At 31.0% G+C, this 17,018-nt stretch carries 13 protein-coding genes; 4 read left to right on the top strand and 9 right to left on the bottom strand.

Features of this window, described 5'->3' with window-relative positions:
* Positions 1 to 16: 16 nt before the first annotated feature.
* Complete coding sequence (locus H9I45_RS11650; protein WP_088352701.1) at positions 17 to 1,057, bottom strand: aldo/keto reductase; 1,041 nt, start codon at positions 1,055 to 1,057, stop codon at positions 17 to 19.
* A 195-nt stretch (positions 1,058 to 1,252) separates the two neighbouring features.
* On the bottom strand, positions 1,253 to 2,440 hold the full coding sequence (locus tag H9I45_RS11645; protein WP_088352700.1) for a phosphoglycerate kinase: 1,188 nt from the start codon (positions 2,438 to 2,440) through the stop codon (positions 1,253 to 1,255).
* A gap of 177 nt (positions 2,441 to 2,617) precedes the next feature.
* Between H9I45_RS11645 and H9I45_RS11640 the strand changes: the two genes are divergently transcribed.
* From H9I45_RS11640 to H9I45_RS11630, 3 genes are all read left to right on the top strand, one after another.
* The gene (locus tag H9I45_RS11640) at positions 2,618 to 3,760 is read left to right on the top strand and encodes a DNA polymerase III subunit (protein ID WP_088352699.1); all 1,143 of its coding nucleotides are present in this window, start codon (positions 2,618 to 2,620) and stop codon (positions 3,758 to 3,760) included.
* A gap of 209 nt (positions 3,761 to 3,969) precedes the next feature.
* Positions 3,970 to 4,305 (top strand): YciI family protein, encoded by a 336-nt coding sequence (locus tag H9I45_RS11635; protein WP_228454886.1) that lies wholly within the window; start codon positions 3,970 to 3,972, stop codon positions 4,303 to 4,305.
* Positions 4,305 to 5,543, top strand: coding sequence for an RNA polymerase sigma factor (locus H9I45_RS11630; RefSeq protein ID WP_088352697.1), 1,239 nt, complete (start codon positions 4,305 to 4,307; stop codon positions 5,541 to 5,543). The genes H9I45_RS11635 and H9I45_RS11630 overlap by 1 nt, the downstream gene beginning before the upstream one ends.
* Positions 5,544 to 5,895: 352 nt before the next feature.
* Here the strand turns inward: H9I45_RS11630 and H9I45_RS11625 are convergent, their stop codons facing one another.
* From H9I45_RS11625 to H9I45_RS11605, 5 genes are all read right to left on the bottom strand, one after another.
* Entirely contained in the window at positions 5,896 to 6,138 is a 243-nt protein-coding gene (locus tag H9I45_RS11625; RefSeq protein ID WP_367890049.1) for a GIY-YIG nuclease family protein, read from the bottom strand.
* Positions 6,139 to 6,342: 204 nt separating this feature from the next.
* Complete coding sequence (locus H9I45_RS11620; RefSeq protein ID WP_088352695.1) at positions 6,343 to 6,900, bottom strand: MOSC domain-containing protein; 558 nt, start codon at positions 6,898 to 6,900, stop codon at positions 6,343 to 6,345.
* Between the two features lie 4 nt (positions 6,901 to 6,904).
* Positions 6,905 to 7,672, bottom strand: coding sequence for an enoyl-CoA hydratase/isomerase family protein (locus H9I45_RS11615; RefSeq protein WP_088352694.1), 768 nt, complete (start codon positions 7,670 to 7,672; stop codon positions 6,905 to 6,907).
* Between the two features lie 102 nt (positions 7,673 to 7,774).
* Positions 7,775 to 10,294 carry a S9 family peptidase gene (locus tag H9I45_RS11610; protein WP_088352693.1) on the bottom strand — a complete coding sequence of 840 codons (2,520 nt, stop codon included), beginning with the start codon at positions 10,292 to 10,294 and terminating at the stop codon, positions 7,775 to 7,777.
* Positions 10,295 to 10,404: 110 nt separating this feature from the next.
* On the bottom strand, positions 10,405 to 10,854 hold the full coding sequence (locus H9I45_RS11605; protein WP_088352692.1) for a nucleoside deaminase: 450 nt from the start codon (positions 10,852 to 10,854) through the stop codon (positions 10,405 to 10,407).
* Positions 10,855 to 10,964: 110 nt separating this feature from the next.
* Here H9I45_RS11605 and dxs point away from each other — a divergent pair, with 110 nt between their 5' ends.
* Complete coding sequence (gene dxs, locus H9I45_RS11600; RefSeq protein WP_088352691.1) at positions 10,965 to 12,734, top strand: 1-deoxy-D-xylulose-5-phosphate synthase; 1,770 nt, start codon at positions 10,965 to 10,967, stop codon at positions 12,732 to 12,734.
* Positions 12,735 to 12,784: 50 nt separating this feature from the next.
* Here the strand turns inward: dxs and H9I45_RS11595 are convergent, their stop codons facing one another.
* Positions 12,785 to 15,457, bottom strand: coding sequence for a T9SS type A sorting domain-containing protein (locus H9I45_RS11595; RefSeq protein ID WP_088352690.1), 2,673 nt, complete (start codon positions 15,455 to 15,457; stop codon positions 12,785 to 12,787).
* 51 nt (positions 15,458 to 15,508) lie between these two features.
* On the bottom strand, positions 15,509 to 16,849 hold the full coding sequence (locus tag H9I45_RS11590; protein WP_088352689.1) for a deoxyguanosinetriphosphate triphosphohydrolase: 1,341 nt from the start codon (positions 16,847 to 16,849) through the stop codon (positions 15,509 to 15,511).
* Positions 16,850 to 17,018 lie beyond the last annotated feature (169 nt).

Below are 17,018 nucleotides of genomic sequence, written 5' to 3'. Positions count from 1 at the left end.
AAAACTGCTAACTAAATTAAGGCGCAGGATTAGGAATATCTTTATGAACTTCTTCAATTTCTTTTAAAGTTTCTTCTGATAAATCGATGTTAATGCTACCTATATTTTCTTTTAATTGACTAATTTTTGTAGCACCAATAATATTACTGGTTACAAATGGCAATTGATTTACAAACGCCAAAGACATTTCCGATAATGTAATTCCAGCTTTTTTTGCAATTGCTTCGTATCTTTTTACAGCTTCCAAAGAACCATCACCCATATAACGTGCAACAAAACGTGGAAATAAAGTTCCTCTTGCGCCTTCTGGTAAGTTTCCATCTAAATATTTTCCAGATAAAACACCTTGTGCTAAAGGAGAATAGGCTAACAAACCAATATCCTCTCTTAAAGAAACCTCACTCATTCCTGCTTCATAACCTCTATGAATCATAGAATATGAATTCTGAATTGTAATTGGTCTTGCCAATTTATTTAATTCAGCTGTTTGCATATATTTCATAGTTCCCCAAGGAGTTTCGTTCGACAAACCATATTGTCTAATTTTTCCCTCTTGTATTAAATCATTTAAAGTTTGAATGATTTCTAAATAGTTTTCAACTTCATCTTTTGCAGTATCTGTTGGAAAATCTCTTGTACCGAAAACATTTACACCTCTATTTGGCCAATGTAATTGATACAAATCGATATAATCTGTTTGCAAACGTTTTAAACTTCCTTCAATTGCTTCTTTAATGTTTTTCTTATTCAAACCACCTTCTCTAATGTGTTTTGTATAATCTCCACCACCAGCAATTTTACTTGCCAAAACTACTTTTTCTCTATTTCCAGTTTTAGCAAACCAATTTCCGATAATTTTTTCTGTTGCTCCATACGTTTCTGGAGTTGCAGGAACAGAATATAATTCTGCAGTATCAAAGAAATTAACACCTTGTTCTAAAGCAAAATCCATTTGTTCGAAACCTTCTTCTTGGGTATTTTGGTTTCCCCAAGTCATGGTTCCTAAACATATTTTGCTAACTTTTATATCGGTATTTGGGAGTTTTGTGTATTTCATTTTGTTGTGTAATCGTTTGTTTGTTTAATTGTGTAACTGTTTTTTAAACTAATTGCTAAATTAAAACTTATGTCTATTAAAAACAATAAGCGTATAATTTAAAAAATTATACGCTTATAAGAATAAATTATATTCAAGAAAAATATACTATTTCACTTGAGTGTTTCTTCCTTTTTGGAAGATTAAAATTTTTCTTTATTTTAAAATTGCCTCAATTCCAGGTAAACTTTTTCCTTCTAACATTTCTAACATAGCTCCTCCTCCAGTAGAAACGTAGCTTACTTTATCTGCAAAACCAAATTGTTTTACTGCTGCAACAGAATCTCCACCACCAACTAAAGAAAATGCACCATTTTTAGTTGCTTTGTCTATTGAATGTCCTAATGCAATTGTACCTGCTGCAAAAGATTCCATTTCAAAAACACCTAAAGGTCCATTCCATAAAATCGTTTTACACTTGTTTACAACATCATCAAAAATCTCTCTTGATTTTGGTCCAGCATCAACTCCTTCCCAACCATCAGGAATTTGATTAATGTCTAAAATCTGTGTATTTGCATCGTTAGAAAAATCGTCTGCAGCAACAACGTCTACAGGAATATGAACTTCTACTCCTTTTGCTTTTGCTTGCTTTAAAATATCTAAAGCCAACTCTTGTTTATCATCTTCACAAATAGAATTTCCTATTTTTCCACCTTGTGCTTTTATAAAAGTGAAACTCATTCCACCACCAATAATTAAATGGTCTACTTTATCTAAAATATTTTCGATAACTGTAATTTTAGACGATACTTTTGCACCTCCTAAAATTGCCAATACTGGTTTTTCTGAGTTGTTTAAAACCTTATCTATACTTTCTATTTCTCTTGCTAATAAGTTTCCGAAACATTTATTACCATCAAAAAATTGTGCAATAATTGTGGTTGATGCATGTGCTCTGTGAGCGGTTCCAAAAGCATCATTTACATAAATATCTCCGAATTTCGATAATTTCTCTGCAAACGCAACATCACCTTTTGTTTCTTCAGGATAATAACGTAAGTTTTCTAATAATAAAATCTCTCCAGCTTCTAAATTAGCAACTGCTTCTTCAACTTTATCTCCAACACAATCTTCCACAAATTTTACGTTGCAACCAATAATATCTACTACCGATTTTACAATGTGCTTCAGAGAAAATTCTTCTTGAAAACCTTTTGGACGACCTAAATGAGACATTAATACACAGCTTCCTCCTTGTTCTAAAATATCTATAATAGTAGATTTTGCAGCTTGAATTCTAGTAGTATCTGTTACTTCAAATTTATCATTTAAAGGCACGTTAAAATCTACACGAATAATCGCTTTTTTATTTTCGAAATTAAAATCTTTTAGTGTTTTCATTTTTAGTCTTTAGTATTTTCACAAAAATACCTTTTTCTTTAGTTTTTAGAAAGTTGAAATATAAAAAGTTAAGTTAACGTTTGCGTAGTATTGATTTATTTCTACCTTGAATTCATAATTTAAAAGATTGCTCTCTAAAATTGATGAAATTCTGCATAACAAATTTTATATTTGTAAATGCTTTTCAACCAAATTATAGGTCAAGAACATATTAAAAACCACTTGCAAGTTTCTGCAGAAAATGGCAGAATTCCACATGCGCAATTGTTTGTAGGAAAAGAAGGAAGTGGAACTTTGCCAATGGCAATTGCCTATGCACAATTTTTATTATGTAATTTTTCTGATGATGCTGAAGCTTGTAACATCAAGTGTAATAAATTGCAACATCCAGATTTGCATTTTGCGTTTCCTGTAACCACAAGCGATAGCGTAAAAAAACATCCTATAAGTAATTTGTATTTAGAAGAATGGCGAGATTTCTTAAGCGTACAACCTTATGCTAGTTTATTTAATTGGTTGCAACATATTGGCGTAGAAAATAAACAAGGAAATATTGGAGTTGATGAAGCTGAAGATGTTGTAAAAAAGCTAAAACTAAAATCTTACGAAGGTGGTTTTAAAGTGATGATTATTTGGATGGCAGAAAAAATGAACATTGCTGCTGCCAACAAATTATTAAAACTGATTGAAGAACCGCCAAACAAAACTGTTTTCATTTTAATAACAGAAAATGAAGAGCAGATTATAAATACCATAAAATCGCGTTGTCAAGCGTTGCATTTTCCTGTTTTAGCAGAACAAGATATTGCAAAAGCTTTGGTAGAAAGAGAAAATTGCTCAGAAAGTGAAGCTGCAACAATTGCGCACCAAGCTGAAGGAAATTACAACAAAGCCATTCATTTATTACACAACGATTCTTCTGATTTGGTTTTCGAAGAATGGTTTATTGCCTGGATAAGAACAGCTTTTAGAGCCAAAGGAAATGCTTCTGTGGTACAACAATTAATTTCTTGGTCGGACACGATTGCAAAAACCGGACGTGAAACTCAAAAACGTTTTTTAGAATATTGTTTGCAATTTTTTAGACAAGCTTTATTACTGAACTATAAGTCTGATCAGTTGGTTTTTATGGAAACAAAAACAGGTTTCGATTTGTCTAAATTTGCACCTTTTGTACATGCTGGAAATATTTTAGAGATAGAAAAAGAACTAAATGATGCCATGTATCACATTGAAAGAAATGGAAATGCAAAAATTATTTTGTTAGATTTATCTATGAAATTAACGAGGTTTCTGCATAAAAAAGAGGAGACTGTTTAGAAGATATTGAGTTAAGATTTCTCCACAAGGTCGAAATGACAGCAGAATGTCATTTTGAGCGAAACGCAGTGTAGTCGAAAAATCTATAGCTCATCATTTAAAAACTTTTATTAGGATTTTTAATAAAAAACTAAAAAAGTGTCCCCTTTTTAATTTTGACAAACGTCTTAATAGTATAAACTTAAAAACTTTAGATTATGAAACAATTTATGATGATTTTTATCGGCGAAGATTATGCTGATTTAGGGCTTTCTCCAGAAGAAATGCAAAACAGAATGGGAAAATGGTTTGCTTGGAGCCAGAAAATGGATGCTGCAGGAATTAAACATGAAGGTGAAGCCTTAACTTCCAAAATAAGACGTATTTCTGGTGTTGAAAAAACAGCTAAAGACATTGCATCTACAGAATTGAAAGAAATTGTTGGTGGTTATTATACAGTTTCTGCCAAAGATTTTGATGCAGTTGAAGAAATTGCAAAAGATTTTCCAGATTACGATTTAGGCTCTTATGTAGAAATTAGAGAAGTTATGGTATTTGATCATTAATGGAAACGAAACTCATAGACCATCTTTTTCGATATCATAGTGGAAAGATGGTTTCTGTTTTAACTCGAATTTTCGGACTCTCAAATCTGGAAATTATCGAAGATGCTGTGCAAGATACTTTTCTAAAAGCAAGTATTTCTTGGCGAAAAGAACAGCCAGAAAATCCTGAAGCTTGGCTAACAAAAGCTGCAAAAAATAGAGTTTTAGATATTTTTAGAAAACTAAAATCGGAACAAAAACTCATTCCAGAAATTAAAGCAGGTTTTGATTCTATTGCAACAGAGGAACTTTTTTTAGATGCAGAAATAGAAGACGCTCAACTTCGAATGATTTTTACTGCTTGTCACCCAAAATTAGACCCTAAAGACCAAATTGTATTTGCCCTAAAAACCATTGCTGGTTTTAGTACCAAAGAAATTGCATCGGCTTTATTAACTAAAGAGGAAACCATTAAAAAGCGGTTATTAAGAGCCAAAAAAACGATTAAAAAAACAAATTTAGCCTTCAAGATTCCACAAGGAAAACAACTTCCTGAAAGAATAGACAGCGTTTTAAATGTTATTTATCTTATTTTTAATGAAGGTTTTCATTCCAATAAAAAAGAGATTTTAGTACAAAAAGAATTGTGTGGAGAAGCCATTCGATTGTGTAAAATGTTGTTGAAAAATAAACACTCTCAAATTCCTGAAAGTTATGCTTTGTTTGCGCTCATGTGTTTTCATTCTGCAAGATTAGATGCAAAAATTAATACTGAAAATGAGTTGTTAGATTTAAAAAATCAAGATAGAAATAAATGGTCTTTTCCTATGATTCAATTAGGAAATATGATGATGAATAAAGCTGTTGAAACATCACAATTCTCAAGATACCATTATGAAGCTGCAATTGTTGCAGAACATATAAAAGCGCCTAATTTCGAACAAACAGATTGGAATAAAATTTTGAATTATTACAAATGTTTACACAAAATACAACCTTCCACTTCCTATTTATTAACTATGGCTGTTGTCTGTTTACAAAGTGAAAACTATATAAAAGCCAATTATTATTTCGAACAAATAAATCCTGATGATTTAGCACAACGTTCGTATTTATTTTATGGCGCAAAAGCAGATTATTTTGCTAAAACAAACAATAAAAAAGAAGCTTTAAAATTTATTGATACTGCTTTAGAAAAAGTGTCTAATAATTTGGAAAAGGATTTTTTGGAGAGGAAGAAAAAGAGTTTATTACTTTAGAAATATCTATTTGTCATTTCGAATGAAATGCAGTGAAATTGAGAAATCTTAAAATCTTAAAAATCAAGTTGGAATTCGAGATGTCTCCACAAGGTCGAAATGACAAACGAATGTCATTTTGAGCGAAACGCAGTGAAGTCGAAAAATCTTTATTGATAAATTAATATACAAAAATTAGAAAAAAATTATTTGTAATTTAAAATAAATAAAGTAAAAAGTTAAATTATTACGTGATGAAGATTTCTCCATAAGGTCGAAATGACATTCGAATGTCATTTTGAGCGAAACGCAGTGTAGTCGAAAAATCTTTTAACAGAAATTAGCTTAAAAAACAAGTAGTGTTGTCGAAAACCTATAACTCATCATTTAAAAAATTCCAATCAGGATTTTTTGTGGAAATTAAAAATTCTTTTTTCTTTCTATTCCATTTTTTTATTTGTTTTTCTCTATTAATTGCAATTTCAACATCTTGATAATGTTCGAAATAAATTAAATATTTACAATTATATTTATGAGAAAAATGTTTAGAATTAGCTTCAGGATGTGAGTGGTAGTAGAGTCTATCTTTTAAATTATTTGTAAAACCTAAATACAAAACTGTTTTATTCTTATTCGTTATTATGTAAACTTAATAATTATGTGTTCCTATTGTTTTTTTCATAAAGCATAAAGATAAAGATTTCTCCACAAGGTCGAAATGACATTTTTACTGTCATTTCGAATGAAACGCAGTGGAATTGAGAAATCTAAATTATTGCTGTGTTGAGATTTCTCCACAAGGTCGAAATGACAGACAAAACTACACTCCCTTTTCAGTTCGTTTAGCAACATACAAATCTGCAATTGTTGGATTTTCTGGACAACTTTTTATTTGGATGAATTCATCACCAGCTTTAACAAAACCAGTTTGTATCACTTTAAAATAAACGCCACACATTGTTGTATTCCAGAATTGTTTTACGATTTTCATGTCATTAAAACGAATTCCTAATTTATAACAAGGATTTCTTTGCACAGTTGCTTCTAAAATAGCTTCACCAACTTTAAAAGTATCACCTTGATGAATTTTGGTTTCCTCTAAATTGTCAATTGTTAAGTTTTCTCCAAACATTCCTAATTGCCAATCTAAATTTGGATGAAGTGGTTTAAAAAAATCGTAATGTTTTAGAGAATATCCATAAATAGCTTGCAGAATTCCTCCGTGATTTTCTCTATCGGAAATCTCATCACCCTTAACATCTTCAGTATCTAAAAAGATTGGTTTATCAACAGAAAATTTAAAAATTCCTGTGTCTATTTTTTTGTCTTTCCAATCTACCTCTCTTCGTTTTCCAATATTTGTTGAAACTATTTTCACAAGACTACTTTTTAAATTTTCCTAATGCTTTTTTAGTAAAATCAGACAATACCAATTCCCCAGAAACTGCAGCTCTTTCTGCTAATAAATTGTTCCAGTTTTCAGTACCTCTCCACAACGCTTTTTTCATTTCTGCTAAAGCTTTAGGATTGTAAGAAGCCAATTTTTCTGATAAAATTTCGACTTCTTCATCTAATTCTTTTATAGTTTCAAAAACTTTTGCGTACAAACCTTTTTCTTTTGCCCAATAGGCGTTTTTCCAATTACTTGCATCTAAAGTCAATTCTGCAGTTCCTGAAACCCCTATTTTTCTTGTAACTGCTGGTTCTATTACAAAAGGTCCAATTCCTATGGTGAATTCAGACAATTTTATTGATGCATTTTCTGTTACCAAAACATAATCGCAAGCAGAAGCCAAACCAACGCCACCACCAACAGTTTTACCTTGAATTCTTCCAATAATTAATTTCCCACAAGTTCTCATTGCGTTTATCACATTTGCAAAACCAGAGAAAAATTGTTTTCCTTCTTCTAAATTAGAAATTGCCACTAATTCATCAAAAGAAGCACCTGCACAAAAGGCTTTTTCTCCTTCAGATTTTAAAATAATTACAGAAACATCTCCATTATTTCCAACAGCAATTAACTCTTTGGTTAATCGATCTAACAATTCACTTGGAAAAGAATTGCTTGCAGGATGCCCAAATTCTATGGTTGCAATTTTGTTATTTATGTTGGTATATAAGCTTCCGTTTTTTCTATCTGTAGTCATATTGCTGAGTTTTTATCAAAAATAAGTTATTCATATTTAAAAAAGAAAAACTCTGAATTTTACTTCAGAGTTTTCAATATTAAATTTTCAGTTAACAATAGGTTATCTATTCATTGGTTTGTCTAAATTCATGAACATATTGTCCACTTCTGTGGCTTCCACACCTAATAAATATTTACTAAAATGATCTGCTCTTAACCAGAAAGAATATTCAGTCATGTTTCCAAAACCATGTCTTTGTCCTGGCATAATCATAAATTTAAAACGCTTGTGTGCTTTTATTAATTCGTTAGCCATTCTAATTGTTCCTGCAGGATTTACGTTGTTATCCATATCTCCATGGATTAACATTAAATGTCCTTTTAGGTTTTTTGCTAAAGATTGGTTGTCATCAATTTTATATTTATGAGAAATTTTTCCTTTCTCGTCAATCTCTTCTTTTACTCCATGATGCGTTTCACTCCACCAAGAATTATACACATTATTATCGTGATTTCCTGCAGAAGAAACTGCAGCTTTAAAGAAATCTGGATATACCAACATTGCAGCTGTAGACATAAAACCACCTCCTGAATGACCGTAAATTCCTACTTTTTCGATATCGATAAACTTGTGCTTATTTGCTAATTGTTGTGCTACATATTTCTTATCTGCCAAACCATAATCACGTAAGTTTCCATAACCGTAATTGTGGTACCATTTAGATCTGTCTGGATGACCTCCTCTATTTCCTAGGGTAATTACCACAAAACCAACTTGTGCCATTCTATCTAAACGATCCATTCTATAAGAAAAAGATTTGTTTACAGCTTCTGTTTGTGGACCTGGATATACATATTCTAATAACGGATATACTTTTGTGGAATCCATTTGAAAAGGTGTGTACATTACTCCGTAAATATCTGTAATTCCATCGTCTGCTTTTACTTTAAATGGAGTTGGAAATTTATAACCAGAAGCCATTAATTGAGATAAATCTGTAGTTTCTAAATCTAAAACTTTTCGCCCATTAGTATCTCTTAACTCAGATTTTGGAGCAGTATTTACACGCGAATAATTATTTACAAAATACTTATTTGAATCGGACATATTCGTATTTGTAGTAAAATCTCCAGGATTTAGAACTTTCATTCCACTTCCATTTAAATTGATTTTATAACTATGTGCATAGTAAGGATCTTGTTTTTTATTGACACCATTTGCTGTAAAATAAAGTGTTCTCGATTTTTCATCTAAACCTTCAAAACCATCCACATGATAATCGCCTTCTGTAACTTGGTTTTTTAAGTTTCCATTTGAATCATATAAATAAAAATGTGCCCAACCATCGCGTTCTGCCCAATGCAACATTTCTGTTTCGTTATTAAATAAAATTAACGGACGAGATTCTATATACGTATTAAAACGTTCTTCAATTAATGTTTTATATTCTCCAGTATTAATGTCTGCAACACAAACATCGTACTTTTTACGATCTCTAGAAATTACACTAAAATATACTTTCCCTTTTTTTGAAAGCAATAAAGATGGTCTAAAATCATCGTCGAAACTCGACTTTTTTCTTGGCGCTCTAAAAACAGAAATACTTTGTTGACGAACTGTGTCTAGTGCAACTTTTACATGAGATTTAGAAGGAATATCGAAAATTAATAATTCTGATTTATAATATTCCTGCTCTCCTGGCATATGATATTTATAAGTTTCTAAAGTTGGTCTTTTTTTACCTGTTGAGTTAATTACCCATAAATCTTTAATATGTCTAGAATCTGATTTTTGAAAAACAAACTTCTTAGAATCGTGAGACCAAGTTCCCCAAATTCCTTTTCTCTTGTCCTTATTTTTTTCTTTATCAACATTGTCTTCTCTAGAACCACCTCCATAACCAAAGTTTTCTTCACCATCTTTTGTCCATTGGTTTTCTACAACTGTTGTGTCTTTTTCGTCTTTAATAAACTTTTTAAAGTTCTTTTTATCCATCCAATAAAGGTTGAAATTTTTAGAGTATAAAACGATTGTACTATCTGGAGAAACATTTGCCCAACGTTCCCAAGGTTTCTTTTCTGGCTTTTTAGTATCGATAATTTTTAAACTATTTCCACCTAATCTATATTCTAAATGATAGACTTTCTTCTCCATTTTAGGCTTTTTCTTTTTTGCCTTTTTTACAGATGTAGAATCTTTTTTAGTCGAAAGAGAGTCTTTTTTAACTTCCTTTTTATCTTCTTCCACCTCAACTTCTTCAGTAGAAGTTACTCGAAAACGAATGGCATTTTCTGCTTCGTTAAATTTGAAATTAAAACGAGGTAAATGTTTCGCATCATATGGATCTTTTGTGATTTCCGTTAACCATTTTGCCATTTTTACATTATCAAAAAGCGTTTTTTTCGATTTTTTATCTGCATCCACTAAATAATAATTAGACCCTTCTGATGTTTTATATTGATACCAAAAACGGTTTCCCTTTTTTAGCCAATGAGGTCTAACGCTTGTAGAGTGTACCATTTTAGCCAAATTTTTTGGAGAGTATTTAGCGGCAGCTCTGTAATCTGGTTTAGGTGTTTCTTGTGCAGAATTTATAAATGTAGCAAACACAAGCACCATAGATAGTAATAAGTTTTTCATTTTAAGAAGTTTGATTGTTTTTTAGTATATAAAAAGCTAAAGTTCTCTAAAACAAACTACATATCAAATTTTGAAAGTAATAATTGTTAAAACATTAACAATTTTTAACACTAATTCAAATTTCGTTTTTCAATAAAAAAGCGTTTTAAAAGTTGGGAGCATTCGTTTTCTAAAATACCATTAACCACTTTTGTTTTTGGATGCAACTTTGTATTTAAATTTATAAAACCTCTTTCTGGTTCAGAAGCTCCATAAACAATTTTACCAATTTGAGCCCAATAGCTAGCCCCAGCACACATTTGACAAGGTTCTAAAGTAACATATAACACACAATCTTTTAAATATTTGCCACCTAAAAAATCTGCGGCAGATGTAAATGCTTGCATTTCTGCATGCGCAGTTACATCGTTTAAAGTTTCCGTTAAATTATGAGCTCTTGCAATAATTTGATCTTTTAAAACAATAATTGCACCTACTGGAATTTCACCTTTATCGAAAGCAGTTTCTGCTTCTTGTAAAGCTTTTTTCATAAAATAAATATCGTCAAAAGGCTGTATCATTTGTAATTTACATTTTTAGTAAAATTAAGTAATTTTTTTACGATAGATTTGTAATTCTTAACCGTCCTTTTTTATGGACACAAAATTTGTTGTTGTATTTTTGTAGCCAAATGAAAAATTTGTTAAACAATATATCAAACCCTGAAGATTTAAGAAAATTAAATTCAGAACAATTGCCACAATTAGCAAAAGAATTGCGCGCATTTATTATTGATATTGTTGCTACAAAAGAAGGACATTTAGGAGCAAGTTTAGGAGTGGTAGAATTAACAATTGCACTCCATTATTTATTTGATACACCAAACGATTTGTTAGTTTGGGATGTTGGACACCAAGCTTATGGACATAAAATTTTAACCGGAAGAAAAGAAATTTTTCATACCAATAGACAATTTGGTGGAATTGCTGGTTTTCCTACAAGAAAAGAAAGTGAGTTTGATGCTTTTGGAGTAGGCCATTCTTCTACTTCTATTTCTGCAACTTTAGGAATGGCAATTGCTTCCAATTTAAAAGGAGAAACAAAAAAACACCACATTGCTGTTATTGGAGATGCTTCTATTGCAAGTGGAATGGCATTTGAAGCCTTAAACCATGCAGGAGTTTCCAATGCAAATTTGTTAATTATTTTAAATGATAATGCAATTGGAATAGATCCTTCTGTTGGAGCTTTAAAAGAGTATCTAACGAAGGTAAAAACGGATCGGAAATTAGCAGCTCAAAACAATATTATAAAAGCGTTAAATTTTGATTATTCTGGCCCAATTGACGGACATAATTTACCGAAAATACTATTAGAATTAGAACGTTTAAAATCTGTAAAAGGCCCAAAATTTTTACATATTATTACTACAAAAGGAAAAGGTTTACAGCAAGCTGAAGAAGATCAAGTAACATATCATGCTCCAGGGAAATTCGATAAAATTTCTGGAGAACGTATAAAAAAAGATGTAAGTTTATATACAAAATACCAAGATGTTTTTGGAAAAACATTAGTTGAATTAGCAGAAAAAAACGATAAAATTGTCGGAATTACACCAGCTATGTTAACAGGAAGTTCTCTGAAGTTTATGATTGAAAAATTTCCTAATAGAACTTTTGATGTTGGTATTGCAGAACAACATGCAGTTACTTTGGCTGCAGGAATGGCAACCCAAGGTTTAATTCCTTTTTGTAATATTTATTCCACATTTTTACAACGTGCTTACGATCAAGTAATACACGATGTTGCTTTACAAAATCTACCTGTAATTTTCTGTTTAGATAGAGCAGGTTTGGTGGGTGAAGATGGGGCTACACATCATGGAGTTTTCGATTTGGCATATTTACGTTGTATTCCTAATTTAATTGTATTTGCACCAAGAAACGAAATTGAATTACGAAATATTTTATTTACAGCTCAAAAAGGATTAGAAAACCCGATTGCAATTCGCTATCCAAGAGGAACTGGTAAATTATTAAATTGGCAAAAATCTTTTGAAGATATTGAAATTGGAAAAGGAATTTGCTTACAAAAAGGTAACAAAATTGCTATTCTAACCATTGGAACGATTTCAGAAAATATTACAGAAGCTTTAGAGCTGGTTTCAGAAATTTCAATATTTTCTCATTACGATATGCGTTTTGTAAAACCTTTAGATAAAGATTTGTTGGAAGAAATTTTTGCAAACCATAGTTCTATAATTACTGTAGAAGATGGAACTATTAAAGGTGGTTTTGGCTCTTCGATTTTAGAATTTGCGTCAGAGAATAATTATCTACATAAAATAAAAATGTTAGGCATTCCAGATTATTTTATTGAGCATGGAACTGTTACCCAATTACAACATACTATTGGTATAGATCCTAAAAGCTTAACTAATTTACTAAATTCTTATTCATAAAAAAAGACGCTTTTAAGCGTCTTTTTTATGAGGTTTAAATAGTTTTTAAACTATTTTATAATAATTTTATTTGATGATTTCTTATTGTTTTCATCCACAACATTTACGATATAAATTCCCACATTTAAATTTACAGAAACTTCTTGTTTTTCTTTAGAAGTAAAATCGATACTAGATTTATAAACTTGCCTTCCAGAAATATCGAAAATATTTATTTTTGATTTTCCTAAGCTATTTTTAGCAAACACTGTAAAGTTTCCATTTGAAATAGTTGGATATATTGTAAATACTTTTTTATCAGTTAAAACATCGTCTATAGAAGCAGTTCCATCTGTAAAGTTTGTTGTAAACATTCCTCTTCCATGAGTAGCTGCAAGTACCAAATTGTCTGATGCTCTATATTGCAACATATCTACCCTTACATTTCCCATTCCTGTAGATGCTGGTTCCCAAACTACAGAACTTGCTGTAACATCTTCTGTTTTCCAAATTCCTACTTCTGTTGCTAAAATAACTTCTTTTCTATTTAAAGGGTTAAATAATGCCCATCTTACAGGAATGTCTGGTAAATTTCCTTCGACATTTTTCCAGTTTTGCCCACCATTAACAGTGTAATATACACTTCTTATACCATAATTAGAATAAGTAATTAAAATCTCATCTTCAGATGCACCAATTTCGATACAAGAAACTGTTCCAAAAACACCAATTGGAGGTTTTACTACAACAAAAGAATCGTCTGTTGTGTCCATTTTTAATATTCTACTTGTAACTGTTCCAAAAAACACTTTTCTATTGTTTTTATTATATGGAGAAACTCTAATATGTGAAACTTCTGCACCGAAAAATATATTATCTTTAATTGAATCTTTAACTCCTAAAAAGTTATTACCACTACCTTGATCTTGGTTGTCTGGTTTTAATTTTGCTCTTGTAATTATATTAGAACTATCATAAGAATAGAAAATATTATTTTCATCATCATAATCCGAAGAATTGATAAAACTTCCACTATTAGAATTATTTACTAAACTTACAAAGGAAGTTGGGTTTTTAGAAAAGTCATATAGATAAGTAACATTTCTTTGAGTTGATGCTAAATAGTAAATTCCATCTGTACCATCTGTAGCTGTTTGATCTATAAAAGAAAAACCACCATCTCCTCCTAATAATTCTGATGTTAAACTTATATTTGGTTCAGAGAAATAATTAGTTCCATTATCTTGAGCTCCTCCTAAAAAACCATCTTTATTAATTGGATCTATAGCACCAGAGTAAAATTGTGTTATATTAAAATTTAAATTCCTTGGTACAAAACCTGTTTTAGTTTGGTTATTAGAGTTATCTGGAGAATAAAATATTCCACCATCTGTTGCAACGATTAATTCATCATTATTTGGTCTAAATACTATATTATGTATGTCTGCATGAACATAGCTAACAGTATTATCATAAAAACTATCCCAGCTTGAGGTTTTTGTCCAAAGAATTCCTCCATTATCACTTTTGAAAGTATTTATACCTCCAACATAAATTTTATTTGCATCTGAAGGATCTACAGCAATTATAAGGTCATACCAAGCCTGACCTCTTGTAAAATCATCACCTGGTACTGTAGAGTCTCTAAAATCTGATGGTTCCGACTTTGTTACCCATGAAGTCCCAGAATTTCCTGTTCTTAAAACTTCTCCTAATTTATTTTCACTGCTAATTAATGCATAGACTATTCTTGAGTCTGATTGTGCTGTTGCTAATTCTACTCTACCTAAAGAAGGTAATGAAGAAGTGTATTTCGAATTCCAAGTGGTTCCATTTACGGAAGAATATATAGAACCATTATCATTTCCGGCCCAAATTGTTCCATCTGAAGCTAATTCTAAATCTCTTATTGCATCGTTTAATGCTAATGTCCAAGTAGTTCCACCATCTGTAGACCTCATTAAATCTGTACCTGATGAACTTATACCATCTAAATCTTGCATTGCAGCGTATATAACTCCTGTTCCACCTTCATTCCTAACAACGATGTCAAAAACATATTCGAAGTCTATTGTAGATGCTAAGTTATTCCATGTAACACCTCCATCAACACTTTTCCAAATTCCAGCTCCATTTACGGCATCCACGTTTCTCCACCCTTCGCCTGTTCCTACATAAAAAGTATTCGTTTGTACAGGATCGTAAGTCATAGCAGAAATAGCGAAATTTGTCATTTCTGGGTTTACTTGTATCCATGAAGAATTCTCATCTGTAATATCATCGTTTTTCCAAATTCCTCCACTAACTCCACCTGCAAAAACCCTTTTATTTGATGCATCATTTGGGTCGAACATTAGAGCACGAACTCTACCAGCCACAGTTTTTGGCCCTCTTGAATTCCAGGTTAAGTTTGTACCTGCACTTTTTTTTGATAAACCTTTTTTATTAAGATTTTTAGAATAGTTAATTGCGTTTACCAACCTATCTTGGTGCAGTTTTTTTGTTTTAGGATCCATTGTTCTAAGAAAATCTTGCTCAAATGCTAAATCTGGACGATCTTTTTTAGGCATTGCTTTTAGCTCTTCTTTGCTAATAGGTTTTCTTTTAGAATAAGGATGGTTGTTTATATACTCAGCATATTCTCTTTGTTGCTTCTCAATATCTGTTTCTTGATTTTGAAAAATAATAATTGTTACAATAGCTACAACAAATACTGAAGCTAATAAATATAGTTTTTTATTCATAATTTTTTGTTTTCGTAAAAAAGTAGTCAAATTTAGTAATAATTGACAATCTTATACAATATTTCCTGTTATTTTTTTGTGCATTCGTATTGCATAACTATCTGACATTCTTGAAACAAAACTACATATTTGCATAATTCTATTATATAAGCTATTTGTTTCTGTTTTATATTCATCTGGCAGTAAGTTTAGCACCAACATATCGAAGTTTGATGTATTACCATTAAATTTGTTATTTAATGCAGTTACAAATACATCTAATAAGTCTGCTATAATTCGATAACCAGCAACTTCCTTCTCTATAACTTCTGTGCTTTTGTAAATTTTGTCTACACTTATTTTTATTATGTCGTTAATTTGTGCTTCATACTTACATTTATCTAACAAAGATTTCTCGAAAGTTCCATTTAAAATAGCTTCCTCATTATTTAAAAATATATCTACAGCTTCGTTAATTAACACACCAATTGCCAAGGCACGTAAATAACTAATTCTGTCTGTTTTATGTTTTAATGAATGGTATTTTTTAATGTCTATAGTATCTTTTACTAACTTAATCATATATTCTAACGCGAATTCTTCTTCAATTAAACCGAGGTTTATTCCGTCTTCGAAATCTATAATTGTGTAGCAAATATCATCTGCTGCTTCTACTAAATAGGCTAATGGATGTCTGTAAAAAGAAATATCGTTTGTAGTCGATTTTTGTTTCATTCCTAAATCTTCCACAACTTCTAAAAAAGCTTCTTTTTCCGATTGAAAAAAGCCATACTTTTTATCTACAATATGGTTTGTTGGTTTCTTTGGAAGACTTTCTTTTGGGTATTTTAAAAATGCACCTAATGTTGCGTAGCTTAATCTTAATCCGCCAGAAATACCTTCTCTGCTTTCTGTAAGAATTTTGAATCCGTTTGCATTTCCTTCGAAGTCGATTAAATCTTGGTATTCTTTTTCTGTTAAATCTTCTTTATATTTTGCTCCATTTCCAGTTTTAAAATACTCGCCAATGGCTTTTTCTCCTGAATGTCCAAAAGGCGGGTTTCCAATATCGTGTGTTACTGAAGCTGCTGCTACAATTGCACCAAAATCGTTAAAAGTGTAGCCTAATTCTGCTAACTTTGGGTGACGCTCTAACAACACTTTCCCAACTCTTCTACCCAAAGTTCTACCAACTACAGAAACTTCTAAACTGTGTGTAAGTCTTGTGTGTACAAAATCGGTTTCCGATAAAGGAATTACCTGTGTTTTATCTTGCAAGCTTCTAAATGCTGATGAAAATATAATTCTATCGAAATCTACATCGAAACCCAAACGTGTTTCGTCTTGTGCAATTCTTGGGCGTTTTTGGGTGTCGCCAAAGCGTTTTAAAGAAAGGAGTTGTTCCCAGTTCATTATTTTATTTTTAAAATTGAGATTCCTTTTATGTAGGAATATCAAGTTGCACGAAAATACGAAAAAAGATGTTTAATTAAATTTCTAAAATTTTCAAGAACAACAAAAAGTAACTAAACAAGTTTAGCCCAGATTGAAACGACATCCTTTTTGCCTTTTTTGGCAAAAA

It is taken from the genome of Polaribacter haliotis (genome assembly GCF_014784055.1).
Lineage (GTDB): Bacteria > Bacteroidota > Bacteroidia > Flavobacteriales > Flavobacteriaceae > Polaribacter > Polaribacter haliotis.
This window is presented reverse-complemented; position numbering and strand designations above follow the sequence as displayed.